Raw genomic sequence first — 12,955 nt, forward strand, 5'->3', positions numbered from 1 at the left:
CTCCCCTGGGTGTCGGTGGCCAGCGAACCGTCGCTGCTGACCTGTTCGCCCTTGCCGAGCAGCCGCTGGTAGGCCTGCCTGCCGTACGCGAGCAGCCGCTGCCGCGCGCCGAGCAGGCCCTGCGGGCGAAAGATCATCAGGATGATCAGCGCGAGGCCGAAGATCAGGTACTTGTACTCCGCGATCGCCTGGAAGCGCAGCGGAACGTAGGCCACCACGATCGCGCCCAGCAGCACGCCGACCTTGTTGCCCGCGCCGCCGAGAATGACCGCGGCCAGGAACAGCATCGACGTGACCACGTCGAACTTCTGGTTGTTCACGAAGCCCAATTGCCCCGCGTACAGCGCGCCGGAGAGGCCGCCGACCGCGGCGCCGCCGACGAACGCCCAGATCTTGAACTTGAACGTCGGCACGCCCATGATCTCGGCCGCGTCCTCGTCGTCGCGGATCGCGACCCACGCGCGGCCGACGCGGCTGCGCTCCAGGTTCCCGACCACGAACAGGATCACGATGATGATCGTGACGCAGAGCCAGTACCAGGGAGTGCCGTTGGTGTTGGTGAACAACGGGGTGCCGTCGGCGTTCGTGCCCGGCGGATGCCCGACGCCCTGGAAGCCGCGGTTGCCGCGCAACGGGTCGATGTTGTCCGCGAGCAGGCGGACGATCTCGCCGAAGCCGAGCGTGACGATCGCCAGGTAGTCGCCGCGCAAGCGCAGCGTCGGCGTCCCGAGAATCACGCCGAAGATCATCGTGACGACCATGGCGATCGGCAGCACGACGAGGAACGGCAGCTTCGACAGGGACGAGTCCGGGCTCGTGAACAGCGCCATCACGTAGGCGCCGATCGCGAAGAACCCGACGTAGCCGAGGTCGAGCAGACCGGCTTGGCCGACCACGATGTTGAGCCCGATGGCGACCAGCGCGTAGCGGGCCACCTCGAACATCGCGATCGGGAAGTCGTACCCGGGCTGCGTGGTGATCAGCGGCGGGTTCAGCACCGGCAGCAGATAGACCAGCGCCACCAGCGGGATGAGCACGCCCCACTGCTGGACTCGCGAAAGGTTGTTCCACCAGTCCGACACCGGACGGCGGCGCGCCTTCGCCGGAGCGGCGGGCGGCGTCGAAGTCGTCGTCATACCCGTGCCTTTCCGAGCGATTCGCCGAGAATGCCGGTCGGGCGGACCATCAGGATCAGCACCAGCAGGACGAACGCGACGACGTCGCGCCATTGGCCGCCGAACAGCGACTGCCCGTAGTTCTCCACGACGCCGAGCAGCAGGCCGCCGAGCAGCGCGCCGCGCAGGTTGCCGATGCCGCCGAGCACCGCGGCGGTGAACGCCTTGATGCCGAGGATGAAGCCGCCCTGGTACCAGGCGCCCTGCGGGATTTTCATCATGTAGAACAGCGCCGCCGCGCCGGCCAGCAGACCGCCGATGAGGAACGTCAGCGTGATGACGCGTTCCTTGTTGACGCCCATCAGCGTCGCGGTGTCCGGGTCCTGCGCCACCGCGCGGATGCCGCGGCCGAACTTGGTGCGGTTGACGAACATGTCCACGCCGATCATCAGCAGGATCGCGGCGACCACGGTGATGATGGTGACGATCGTGACGCTGCCGCCGAAGATCGTGAAGACCTCGTCGTTGCGCAGCAAGCGGATGCTGTTCTCCGGGTTGCCGCCGCGCCAGATGAAGATGATCTGCTGCAGCACGAACGAGGCGCCGATCGCGGTGATCAGGAAGACCAGCCTCGGCGCCTTGCGTTTGCGCAGCGGCCGGTAGGCCACGCGTTCGAGCACCACCGCGGTGCCGCCGGAGACCGCCATCGCCGCGATCAACGCGAGCAGCAGGAAGCCGATCAGCTCGAAAATCGGCAGGTCCGGGGTCGCGCCGGGCCGGAAACCCAGGCCGTAGAAGGTGAACCACACCCCGTAGGCGCCGTAGATGAACACCTCGGAGTGGGCGAAGTTGATGAGTTTGAGCACGCCGTAGACGAGGGTGTAGCCCAGCGCCACGAGCGCGTAGATGCTGCCGTAGGACAAACCGTCGATCGTGTTGTCCCAGAACTGGTTCAGGAACGAATCCACGTCGAAGTGGATCCAGCCTCCGCCGTCGGCAAGGACGAGGGAGCCGAGGTGGGTCATCGACACACTAGTTCTCCATGTGGGTCCGGGGTGCGGGCCCGGCGGGATCTGGCCGCCCGGCCCGCACCCCGGTATCTGGAACCGGCTGAGCGGGGAGCTACTTGATCTCGGTGTTGCGGACGATCTTTCCGTTGTCCACCTTGTAGGTCCACACCGCGGCGACGGGAAGCTCGCCCTTGTCGTCCCACTTGAAGTGCTTCGTGATGCCCTGGCCGTCGTAGGTCTTCACGTAGTCCAGAAGGCCCGCACGGTCCTTCTTGCCCGCGTCGATGCCCTTCAGCAGGATCGTCGCGATGTCGTAGGCCTCCGGCGAGTAGGTGCCGGGCTCGCTGCCGGTGGCCGCCTTGTACGCGTCGGTGAACTTGGTGAACTGGTCCGCCGGGACGCACGGGCAGGTGAAGTACGCGCTGGACGCGGCGTCGCCCGCGCCCTTCACGAACTGGTCGTCCTTCACGCCGTCCGGGCCGACGAACTTCGCCTTGACCTGAGCGTCGTTCAGCTGCTGCGCGAGCGGAGCGGCTTCCCGGTAGTAGCCGGCGTAGAAGACCGCGTCCGGCTTCTCGCCCTTGATCTTGTTGACCACGGCGGAGAAGTCGGTCTGCTTGCTCTTGACCTGGTCGGTGCAGGACGCCTTGGAGCCGAGCGCCTTGGTGGTCGCCTCGAACAGGCCGTTGCCGTACTGCGAGTCGTCCTTGATCACGCAGACCTTGTTGGCCTTGAGGTCGCCGGTGATGAACTTCGCGGCGGCCGGGCCCTGCGTGTTGTCGTTGCCCAGCCCGCGGAAGAAGGTCTTCCAGCCGTTCGTGGACAGGCTCGGGTCGGTCGCCGACGGCGTGATCGAGACCAGGCCGGCGCTGTTGAAGATGTTGCCCGCGGCCTTCGACTCGCCGGAGAACGGCAGGCCGATGACGCCGAGGATGGCCGGGGTGTTGACGACCTGGGTCACGATGCCCGGCGCCTTGTCCGGGGTGCCCTCGGTGTCGAACTGCTCCAGCTTGACCTGGCAGCCGGGGTTGGCCTTGTTGTGCTGGTCGACCGCGAGCTTCGCGCCCTTGAGGATGTTCTGGCCCAGGGCCGCGTTGTCGCCGTTGATCGTGCCGGCGTAGGCGATCGAGGTCGGCGCGCACTGCGCCTTGCCGTCTCCTGCCGGATCCGCCGCGTTCGCCGCCGCCGACGGGGCCGCGGCCTGCGGCGCGCCGCTGTCGCCACCCGAGTCACCGCCGGTCCGCGCCGAGCAGGCGCCAAGGGAGATGACTCCCGCCGCGGCCAGCACGATGACCTTAGTGAGTCGTGCTCTCTGCACTCGTTCCTCCAAATGCCACCCGACACGCTCCCGTGGAACGGCGGGTCCCTGCGTGGGACTTCGACTGGGCGCTGAACGTAGCCGCCGGGTGAGGTGTTGCACAGAGTCACAGCGAGTCTTGTATCCACATCGTGACGGTCGTCACGAGAATTAACGGACGATTTACACTCGATCGTCTTATTGCAACGACCGAGTGAATGACTCTTCGTGTCCGAGCACCCCTCGAACGGACCTTGACTCCCCGTCCGATCAATGAAGGCAGTCTAAGAACTTCCCCTCCGTCATCGTGACCGACACCACGATTCCCAGCCTCCAAGGTAGCAACCTTGCCCTTTCGCGCAGGGCAGATCAACCCGCACGGGTGGGTCGAGGATCGGTTCGACGAAGCTGTTTCCGCTGTTCAGCGGTCACATTCCGGGGCGAGACAGCACGCCGGGGCGGACCAGGCGAACCGCGTGGCGTCCCGCTGGCCGGGAGCGCACTCCGGGACCAGGCGGTCACTCTCCGCTGCGCTTTCCGGGCCAGAAAACGAAAAAGCGGGCGCGACCCCCTGGTCACGCCCGCTTCGCCGGGTGCTGTGCCGTGCTTCAGCCGATGCTTTCCACCACGGCCTCGGCGACGGCCTTCATCGTGGTGCGCCGGTCCATCGCGGTGCGCTGGATCCAGCGGAACGCGTCCGGTTCGGTGAGCCCCTGGCGGCTCATCAGCAGGCCCTTCGCCCGGTCGATGACCTTGCGGGTCTCGAGCCGGTCGGTGAGCCCGGCGACCTCGGCCTCGAGCGCCTGCAGCTCGGAAAACCGGCTGACGGCCAGCTCGATCGCGGGCACGAGGTCGCGTTTGGCGAACGGTTTGACCAGGTAGGCCATGGTGCCCGCGTCACGGGCCCGTTCGACGAGGTCGCGCTGGCTGAACGCGGTGAGAATGACGACCGGCGCGATCCGGTCGCCGGTGATCCGCGCGGCCGCCTCGATGCCGTCGAGCTTGGGCATCTTGACGTCGAGGATCACGAGGTCCGGCTTGAGATCGGTGGCCAGCGCGATGGCCTCCTCGCCGTCGCCGGCCTCGCCGACCACCTCGTAGCCCTCTTCGCGCAGCATTTCCACCAGGTCGAGCCGGATGAGCGCCTCGTCTTCCGCGACGAGCACCCGTCGCTGCGGCACGCCGGCGGCGGCGCCGTTCGACTCGGCAGCCTGTTCGGTCACCGGTGTCCTCCTGAAGGCTCGGCGGGACGTCTTCGACACGCGGTCACCCGCGAGAGCCCAGCGTACCGGGACCGATCCAGATCCCACGATGGCGTTCACCACGAAGTGGCGGGAGACACCCAGCCCCGGCCCCAAGTCGATCACCGGACCCGGTCGGGGGCGGGAAGGGCGGGTCCCGTAGAGTTTCCGGCACTGCGCCCCCGTAGCCCAACTGGCAGAGGCAACGGATTCAAAACCCGTCCAGTGTGAGTTCGAATCTCACCGGGGGCACCGTCGAAACCCACCGAATCCGGCTCCGGTTCGATCGCCACGAGTTGTCGAGAAGGCCGAGATCCTCTGTCTTTGGCCGCTTGAATGCGGCGTCGCGCAGTGCGTCGGACTCGGCAACCGGCTGGCTCTCCAAGATGGTGTGGCCCGGATGGCCCGCGGCGAAGTTGTCAGGCCTGCCGCGGTTGTTGCTCGGTTGGCAGAGGTACTAGGCACGCTGCCGACGACCAGTGGTCGCGGCCGGGCAGCTCGCGCGCTCCGGACTGGTCCGCAGTCGCCCCTCAATCGTCGGAGTCGGCGCCGAGGTCGTTGAGAAGGTCCTCGAGCTGGCGGTCCGTCAGGTTGATGTCGCTCTCGAAAAGCAAGGCTTCCGCGTGTACGGACGCGAGATCGTCGATGTCGGCGGCCCGCGCTTGCTGCTGTGTGGACTGGACCGTCGGCTGCCGCAGCAGAATCGCCGTGGTGGCCGGGGTCAACCCGAGCAGGACGGCGGCAGTGACCGCAACACCTGCCATGACATTCTCGCGGGCATCCATGACTCGGCTCCTCGGCGAAGGGGAACGCGGACCGACCGGACCTCACTGTTCCCGCAACCGGGCCACGGCGCTACCGGCAGGCACCGAGCGGGTCCAGTTCCCGCCGATCTGGTGAACGAAGCGGCTCCACGCTGCCTTGGCGAGTCCGATGTCGATGCGCGCATCGATCGCGGCGCGGCTCAGACTTGGCAGCACGCGACCCCGCCCTCCGGTCGAGGCGGTGGGCCTCGGGCTCAGCCCACGCGACTGAACTTCAGAACAGCCCCAACGCTGACAACAAGACGATCCACTTCGCACGCATCCAAATCACCCCTAACGTCGCTTAGCCGGTACGCCATGTTTGCCAGAGAGAAGCGGAATCGGCAAGCCTGTTCCAGTGCTACCCGTCCAGATAATGAATTTCTTCATATCGCAGGAGTGACTCAGTCATGCCGAGCCCGGGAAATCCGCTATTTCCAGCGGCGCAGCTGCTCGTCGGGATGAGAGCAGGATTCCGCGTGGCAATCGACGTCGCGCGTCCGTCGGCGGAGTTGGTGTCGACAGTCAGAAACCGTTCGACGTGGCCGCGGACTGAGGGTTGCCGTAGCGCGCCAACGGGTCCAGGACCACCAGGGTGCGCTGTCTCGCCGAAGCCCGACCACCGCACGGCGGGACAGGAGAGATTTCACCCCTCGATTCGGCGGGTCCGTCCGGCCACCGCGCTGTGGACTCCAGGGATTTCGGACAGCTCCGCGGCCAACTCGAACAGGTCGCCCCGTCCGTCGAGGCGCAGTGCGACCGCGGTGGCCTTCCGGCCGTCGTCGTTCGCTGTCTCCGGCTCGACCACGATCTCCCGCACTGTCCAGCCTCGGCTGGTGCAGGCTGCGAGAGCGGCCCGCAGGACACCTTGGCCGTCGTCGTAGCTCAGCTGCAGGATTGGCGGTTCGCGTCGATGTCTCGCGGCGAATATCGCGAGACGGGACAGTCCCCGGGTCGCCAGGAAGAAACCGGCGGTCCCCGCGGTGGCGAGTACGGGGAGCCCTGCTCCGCACGCCATTCCGATCGCCGCGGTGACCCAGACCGTCGCCGCCGTGGTCAGTCCCTGCACCGCGTTGCTCCGGATGAAAATCAAGCCGCCGCCGAGGAATCCCACGCCCGAAACGACCTGCGCGGCGACTCGCGACGGGTCGAGCGAGACGTGCGGGTTGGCCAGGAAGTCGTCGAAGCCGTACTTGGACACCAGCATGAACACCGCTGCCCCGACTCCGACCAGCGCGTGCGTCCGCAGCCCCGCGGACTTCATGCTCAATTCCCGTTCCAGTCCGATCAAGGTGCTCAGCACGAGCGCGACCAGCACCGGGGCCAGCAGCGACCACTGCTGACCGGTAGACCACAACGGCCCCATGAACCCTCCCGCGGAAGCTGGGCGCGCGGTCCGAAGGCAGCACAATCGCATGACCGCATGAATTTGACCAAGCTAATTCGGGGGACGGCCGCCGCGCTACTGCAATCAGTCACAGCCTGGGAATGAATTGTTCAATGACGGCTTCGAAACGACAACGCATGACACCGGAATATCCGCCGCACTCGCCTGGTCCGCGCCGGGACCGCATGCCCCGGGGCCGACGACATTCGCGGAACCGACCACGCTGCCGATGACCAAGGCCGCGCCCAGGCCGAGCAGCCACGACACCCATCGCAGGCCCCTCGGCGCAGATCGTTCCGGCACGAGAGCGGGTACCTGCGGCTCGGGTAGGTCTTGCGGCTGATCGGGCGCGGCATGCCGAGGTGCGCTGCTTCGCGGATTCCGCCGACTGTGCGGCGCAGGCCTGCGGTCGGCGTGGCGAGGCGAGCCGTCCGGTGGCTCCGATCGAGGGGAAGGGATGGACACGGAATGCTCCTCAAACGACGACGCATGCTTGCCAGCTTGAGTTCACAACATGTCGGGCGTTCGCGCCGCGTCGAGTCGCCGATTCACGAGCATCGAGGAAAAGTGATGGGAAACAGTATGATTTCATCACGAATCCGGGGTTGGAAGGATCCGCTGCCGCGGGGCGAGGGGGTTATCCTGCGTTCGCCTTGGCCGCGCCCGGGTGGCATTCGACGTGCCCGAGGTTGACCTTCTGGTTCCCGGTGCCGACCGAAACCGCGTCGAACGAGACGCCGCCGTCCGGCAGTTTCTGCGCCACCTTCGTGCGCAGGGTCAGTCCCCTGCCGAAGTCGTACCCGCTCCCCTCGAACCGCTTCATGTCGACCGGCTGGTCGATCTTCGCGCCGAATGGCAGATCTGCCTCGAACCTGCCCTTCGCCAAAGACCCGCTGGCGGTCGCCCCGGCCTGGCAGCTCTCGTTGAGCCCCGTGACGGACAGAGTGGCCGTAACGACAGGGAGGTCGGAAATGACATCAAGCCGATCCATCAGCTGAGGGAAGTCGGAATTGATGACGTGTGCGTCGACCAGATTGACCACCTGGCGGAGAGTCAGCTTCAGGGTGACCTTGACGCCCGCGCCGGAGATCTGCGCTGCCGACCTGCCCGCTGCGGGGTCCGCGGTCGTGGTCGCCTTGAGCTTTTCGAGACTGCCGTCCGCCGGGCCGAGCGTGAACTCGCTGGTGCCCAGCACCGCGCTCTCCGCGGCGCTGGCGTCGGGATCAGTTGCCGGGGCCACCGGCGACGCCGCCGACCCGATAGGCGCCTGGAGATGGAAGGCGACCAGCCCCTCCAGTCCGGCGAGGTAAGCGTACGAGGTGGGGCCTTGGTCGGCAGCGCCCGCCGGGCCGACCGTTCCGAATAAGCTCGCGAACCCTACTGCCCCTGCCGTCGTGGACAACGCGACGATCCGTTTGATTCCCATGCGAAACCAGCCCTAACGTCGTTGTCGAAGCAAATCCACCTCGCAGATTCTGAAAGGATGTTTCCAGCCGAGACTCTGAAACGTCAAGAACATTCTTCGAATTTACTCTTTAAGCAATGCAATTATTCCTGGTGGTTACGGGAATAATTCACGTCTGCCGAATGATGCGGCGATGCGGCTGCGCCCTAAGAGGGTCCGTCGCTCGCCGCGACCGTCAACGGGTCGGTGCGCTCCATGCCGTCGCAGCTCGCGCTCATGGCGTAGGTACCAGGCTTGGCATCGGCGCTGATCGCGCCTTCGCCGTAGGCGACATTCTTGATCGGACCACGGTACTCGGCGAGTTTGATCGCCCCGGTGACCGGTGAAACGACTGTCCCGCCGCCCGGCCCGCACGGGAACGCGACCACGATAAAGCGGTGCCCCGGCTCGACGGGGACGGGAAACGCGGACCTCGCGGTCGCTGACTGCGCCGATGCGGCCGGAGCGAGCCCGATCGCGCAAGCGGCCGCTGCCAGCGCCATGGTCCACTTAGTCCACTTTGCCGCCATCGCAATCTCCTCGCGTTTCTCGAAGGGGCTAGCCGCCTTCGTACCGGCAACGACTCGTCAACGCTCGGAATCGCTGGGTTCAGGTGCTTAAAATACCCCGAAAAGGGGGCAATTCTCGGGCAGGTGGGCCACCGAATGCCCCGGTCTTCCTGCCTCGTTGTTCGGGCCGAGCTGATCACACGGTGCCGAGTACCCGGTCGAGGTAGGTGTTGGCGAAGGTTCCGGCCGGGTCGCATTCCTTGCGGATGCGGAGGAAGTCGTCGAAGTGCGGGTAGCGGCCGCGTAGCACGGTGGCGTCGAGGTCGTGCATTTTGCCCCAGTGGGGTCGTCCGCCGACCTGGCCGGCGAGGTTCTCGAACGCGGTGAAGTATTCGCGGTAGGGCATGCCGAGGAACTGGTGGATCGCGATGTAGGCGGAGTCGCGGCCGTTGGCGGTGGACAGCCAGATGTCGTCGGCCGCGGCGACGCGCACCTCGACCGGGAACGCGACCGGGTCTTTCAGCCGCGGCACCAGTCCGCGCAGTTCGGCCAGCACGTCGAGCACGGATTCGCGCGGGACCGCGTACTCCGATTCCACGAACCGGACCCCGCGGTGGGTGACGAAAACGCGGTGCGACAGGTCGCTGTACTCGCGCGGGGAGGACACCTGCGAGGCGAACGAGCCGAGCGGCCGCACCAGTTTCGGCGCCGCGCGGCCGAGCCGGCAGAGCCCGCCGAAGGCGACGTTCTCGGTGAGTTCGTAGTCGACGAACCGGCGCAGCCGCGACAGCGGTTTCCGCTCGGCGTGCAGCGGGAGCCGGTTGTTGCGTTTCACCAAGGCCTTGCTGCCGTAGGGGAACCAGTAGAACTCGAAGTGGTCGTTGTTCGCGGCGTTGTCGTCGAAGCCGTCGAGGACCTGCTCCAGCGGCTCCGGGCGTTCCTGCGCGGAGAGCGCGAAGGACGGTTCGCACTGCAGCGTCACGGTGGTGATCACGCCCAGCGCGCCCAGGCCGACGCGCGCGGCGTGGAACAGCTCCGGACGATCGTCGGCCGAGCAGCGGGCCACCGAACCGTCCGCGAGCACCAGTTCCAGCGCGACGACCTGCGTGGAGATCCCGCCGAAACGCGCACCGGTGCCGTGCGTGCCGGTGGAAATCGCGCCGGCGACGGTCTGCGCGTCGATGTCGCCGAGGTTCGTCATCGCGAGCCCGAGCGCGTCCAGCGCCGCGTTCAGGGCGCGCAGCGTGGTGCCGGAACGGACGGTGACCTGCCCGGTTTCCAGGTCGGCGCGTTCGATGCCGGTCCACCCGGTCAGGTCGATCGCGTCGGAATCCGCGGCGGCGATCGCGGTGAACGAATGCCCGCTGCCCCACGCGCGCACCCGCCGCCCCGCCCCCGCGACCCCGGCCACGACCTCGGCGATCTCGGCCGCACTGCGCGGCCGGTGCACCCGCTGCGGGCTGGCCTTGGCCGTACCGGCCCAGTTGCTCCACGTCATTGCGGCACCTGTTCTTCGCTGGATACATAGAATGATATTCGCGTTTCAATCGATGGTGTCGCAGTGTAGGCGGCGAGTTCGCTTCTCGGACCTCGTTCTCGGGCGGACCCGGCGTGTTGGTGAAGAATTGCACACCCTGCCAGTTGACGATTTCACGCCCGATCGACCAGAAGACTCATTCAATTCTTCACTGTTGACGCATGCGCGGGCGAGAGAAAGTCGTCGCATAAGTGGTTCGCTCAGGATCGAGCGACGGGTGGGCTTCCGCCTCCAGCCAAGTCCTGAGCAGCGCCACGACGCCTGGAGACATCCGGACCGTCGCCGCGAACGTCCTGCCCAGCGTCGTGCAGATCGACGACGCCAAGAAGATCGCTGACCGGATAGTCAACGGCTGATCGCGGCTTCGTCGAAATCGGCGGCTGGCTGGGCAATCGCCCCATCAGATTCTCGTGAGTCGTCGTGGGCGAGGCCTTCGCCTTCGACATCGACGTTGGGCAGGATCCGGTCCAGCCATTTCGGCAGCCACCAGGCGCCGCGGCCGAGGAGGGACATGACGGCGGGGACGATGGTCATGCGGATGACGAAGGCGTCGACCAACACGCCGAAGGCGAGTGCGAATCCGATGGACTGGATCAGGGTCGATTCGGCGAGCACGAACCCGGCGAACACGGAGATCATGATGAGCGCGGCGGCGACGACGACGCGTGCGCCGTGGCGGAATCCGGTGACCATGGCTTCCTGGGGTTGGGCGCCGTGGACGTGTTCTTCGCGCATGCGGGTCACGAGGAATACTTGGTAGTCCATCGCGAGTCCGAACAGGACGCCGATGAGCAGGATCGGGAGCATGCTCATGATGGGGCCGGTGGAGGCGACGCCGAGCAGGTCGGTGAGCCAGCCCCATTGGAAGACCGCGACGACCGCGCCGAAGGTCGCGACCACCGAGCCGAGGAACCCGAGCGTCGCCTTCAGCGGCACCACGACCGACCGGAAGACCAGCATCAGCAACAGGAACGCCAGCCCGACGATGAGCGCGAGGTAGGGCAGCATCGCATCCGAGAGTTTCTGCGACACGTCGATGTTGGCCGCGGTCTGACCGGTCACCGCGAGACTCCCGCCGGTAGCGGCCTGCAAGGGTGCGGATTGCGCGCGGATCGCCGCCACCAGGTCCTCGGTCTGGGTGCTGCTCGGGCCGCTCTTCGGGATCACGGTGAGCACCGCGGTGTCCCCGGCCGGGTTGACCCGCGGCGGCGTCACGGCCGCGACGTCCGGCAGCTTCCCGATGTCCGCGGCGGCCTGCTTCAACGCGGCCGGGTTGTGGTTCGGGCCGGTGTCGACCACGACCAGCAGCGGTCCGTTCGCGCCCTCGCCGAAGCCCGTGCTGACCAGGTCGTAGGCCTTGCGCTGGGTGGTGTCCGGCGCCGCGGTCGAGTCGTTGGGCAGGCCGAGCTGCATGCTCAACGCCGGGATCGCGACCACCGCGAGCCCGACGAGCGCGGTCAGCAGCACCGGGACCCGGTGCCGCGCCACGAACCGCGCCCAGCGCTCGCCGTGCGTCGGACCCTCGCTGCGGCGGCGGATGCGGATGGTGTTGCGGCCGACGCGGGCGCCGGCGAAGCCGAGCACGGCGGGCAGCAGGGTCAGCGCGATCAGCACGGCGATCACGACGGTCGCCGCGGCGGCGACGCCCATCTGGCCCAGGAACGGAATGCCGACGACGGTCAGCCCGGCCAGCGCGATGATCACCGTCAGCCCGGCGAACACCACGGCTGAACCTGCGGTCCCGACAGCGCGCCCGGCCGCCTCTTCCGGGTCGCGGCCTTCGGATAGTTCGTGGCGGTAGCGGGAGACGATGAACAGCGCGTAGTCGATCCCGACCGCGAGCCCGATCATCAACGCCAGCACCGGGGTGTTGGAGTTCAGCTCCAGCGAACCCGAGGCGAGCATGATGCCCGCCATCCCGACCCCGACCCCGACCAGCGCGGTCAGCAACGGGATCCCGGCGGCCAGCAGCGACCCGAAGGTGATGATCAGCACGACCGCCGCGACCGCCACCCCCAGCCCCTCGGTGGCCCCGGTCGCGGGGATGCCCTGCACCGCGTCCCCGCCGTACTCCACCCGGTAGCCCAGCTGCTTCGCGTGATCGCCGGTGGCCAGCAACGCGTCCCGGTCGGAATCACTGAGTTCGAAACCCTTGACCTGGTAGCTCACCTGCGCGAGCGCGACCTTCCCGTCCGGGGACACCGACTTCGCCTGGAACGGGTCGACCACCGCGGCCACCTTCGGCGCGGACTTCAGCTTCCCGACCACCGACTCGACCGCCGCCTGGCCCGCCGGATCAGTGATCTTCCGCCCGTCCGGGGCGGCGATCGCCACCCGCGCGGAGCCGCCGTTTGAACCTGGCTGCGGAAAAGCCTCGGTCATCCGGTCCCACGCTGTTTGCGACTCGATACCCGGAACGGGCATCGCATCCGACAGCGAACCAGACAGAGTGAGGGCGCTGACGCCCAACGCCATCAGAACCGCCGTCCACACTGCCGCGACGATCGCCCGGCGACGGAATGACAGCCTGCCGAGCCGGTACAGGAAAGGTGCCACGAGTCGTCTCCGTTCGCGCCCGAAGCGGGATCTCCGCACCAGGTCCACGGAACTTC

10 protein-coding genes, 1 tRNA gene and 1 pseudogene are annotated in these 12,955 nt (G+C 67.2%); 2 read left to right on the forward strand and 10 right to left on the reverse strand.

Annotated features, from left to right (window positions below; all coding sequences use genetic code 11):
• Positions 1 to 11: 11 nt before the first annotated feature.
• From RPX00_RS42020 to RPX00_RS42035, 4 genes and pseudogenes are all read right to left on the reverse strand, one after another.
• Positions 12 to 1,136: pseudogene (locus RPX00_RS42020) on the reverse strand (branched-chain amino acid ABC transporter permease); the annotation flags it as partial.
• A complete protein-coding gene (locus RPX00_RS42025) occupies positions 1,133 to 2,140 on the reverse strand; it encodes a branched-chain amino acid ABC transporter permease (RefSeq protein WP_406643272.1) in 1,008 nt (335 codons plus the stop codon). The pseudogene RPX00_RS42020 and the gene RPX00_RS42025, both read right to left, overlap by 4 nt.
• A 97-nt stretch (positions 2,141 to 2,237) precedes the next feature.
• Positions 2,238 to 3,413, reverse strand: coding sequence for a branched-chain amino acid ABC transporter substrate-binding protein (locus tag RPX00_RS42030; RefSeq protein ID WP_406643273.1), 1,176 nt, complete (start codon positions 3,411 to 3,413; stop codon positions 2,238 to 2,240).
• A 617-nt stretch (positions 3,414 to 4,030) separates the two neighbouring features.
• The gene (locus RPX00_RS42035; protein ID WP_009079762.1) at positions 4,031 to 4,645 is read right to left on the reverse strand and encodes an ANTAR domain-containing response regulator; all 615 of its coding nucleotides are present in this window, start codon (positions 4,643 to 4,645) and stop codon (positions 4,031 to 4,033) included.
• 196 nt (positions 4,646 to 4,841) lie between these two features.
• On the opposite strand from RPX00_RS42035, the gene RPX00_RS42040 reads away from it, so the two are divergent.
• Positions 4,842 to 4,915: transfer RNA gene (locus RPX00_RS42040), tRNA-Leu, on the forward strand.
• Positions 4,916 to 5,193: 278 nt separating this feature from the next.
• On the opposite strand, the gene RPX00_RS42045 is transcribed toward RPX00_RS42040, so the two are convergent.
• From RPX00_RS42045 to RPX00_RS42065, 5 genes are all read right to left on the reverse strand, one after another.
• Positions 5,194 to 5,448 carry a hypothetical protein gene (locus tag RPX00_RS42045; RefSeq protein ID WP_406634115.1) on the reverse strand — a complete coding sequence of 85 codons (255 nt, stop codon included), beginning with the start codon at positions 5,446 to 5,448 and terminating at the stop codon, positions 5,194 to 5,196.
• Between the two features lie 664 nt (positions 5,449 to 6,112).
• Entirely contained in the window at positions 6,113 to 6,832 is a 720-nt protein-coding gene (locus RPX00_RS42050; RefSeq protein ID WP_406634117.1) for an MgtC/SapB family protein, read from the reverse strand.
• Positions 6,833 to 7,490: 658 nt separating this feature from the next.
• On the reverse strand, positions 7,491 to 8,279 hold the full coding sequence (locus tag RPX00_RS42055) for a hypothetical protein (protein ID WP_406634119.1): 789 nt from the start codon (positions 8,277 to 8,279) through the stop codon (positions 7,491 to 7,493).
• A gap of 185 nt (positions 8,280 to 8,464) precedes the next feature.
• Entirely contained in the window at positions 8,465 to 8,827 is a 363-nt protein-coding gene (locus RPX00_RS42060; protein WP_406634121.1) for a hypothetical protein, read from the reverse strand.
• 175 nt (positions 8,828 to 9,002) lie between these two features.
• The gene (locus RPX00_RS42065) at positions 9,003 to 10,304 is read right to left on the reverse strand and encodes a D-arabinono-1,4-lactone oxidase (RefSeq protein WP_406634123.1); all 1,302 of its coding nucleotides are present in this window, start codon (positions 10,302 to 10,304) and stop codon (positions 9,003 to 9,005) included.
• Positions 10,305 to 10,534: 230 nt separating this feature from the next.
• Here RPX00_RS42065 and RPX00_RS42070 point away from each other — a divergent pair, with 230 nt between their 5' ends.
• Positions 10,535 to 10,699, forward strand: a complete 165-nt coding sequence (locus RPX00_RS42070; RefSeq protein ID WP_406634125.1) for a hypothetical protein — start codon at positions 10,535 to 10,537, stop codon at positions 10,697 to 10,699.
• On the opposite strand, the gene RPX00_RS42075 is transcribed toward RPX00_RS42070, so the two are convergent.
• Positions 10,689 to 12,899, reverse strand: coding sequence for an MMPL family transporter (locus RPX00_RS42075; protein WP_406634127.1), 2,211 nt, complete (start codon positions 12,897 to 12,899; stop codon positions 10,689 to 10,691). The two genes, RPX00_RS42070 and RPX00_RS42075, sit on opposite strands and share 11 nt — an antisense overlap.
• Positions 12,900 to 12,955: the final 56 nt, after the last annotated feature.

The sequence above is a fragment of the Amycolatopsis sp. WGS_07 genome (genome assembly GCF_045278895.1).
GTDB lineage: Bacteria > Actinomycetota > Actinomycetes > Mycobacteriales > Pseudonocardiaceae > Amycolatopsis.

Excerpts from the sequence above, each read along its gene's own strand:
- RPX00_RS42055 (WP_406634119.1), bottom strand. The coding sequence starts at position 8,279 with ATGGGAATCAAACGGATCGTCGCGTTGTCCACGACGGCAGGGGCAGTA.
- RPX00_RS42060 (WP_406634121.1), bottom strand. The coding sequence starts at position 8,827 with ATGGCGGCAAAGTGGACTAAGTGGACCATGGCGCTGGCAGCGGCCGCT.
- RPX00_RS42045 (WP_406634115.1), bottom strand. The coding sequence starts at position 5,448 with ATGGATGCCCGCGAGAATGTCATGGCAGGTGTTGCGGTCACTGCCGCC.
- RPX00_RS42050 (WP_406634117.1), bottom strand. The coding sequence starts at position 6,832 with ATGGGGCCGTTGTGGTCTACCGGTCAGCAGTGGTCGCTGCTGGCCCCG.
- RPX00_RS42025 (WP_406643272.1), bottom strand. The coding sequence starts at position 2,140 with ATGACCCACCTCGGCTCCCTCGTCCTTGCCGACGGCGGAGGCTGGATC.
- RPX00_RS42065 (WP_406634123.1), bottom strand. The coding sequence starts at position 10,304 with ATGACGTGGAGCAACTGGGCCGGTACGGCCAAGGCCAGCCCGCAGCGG.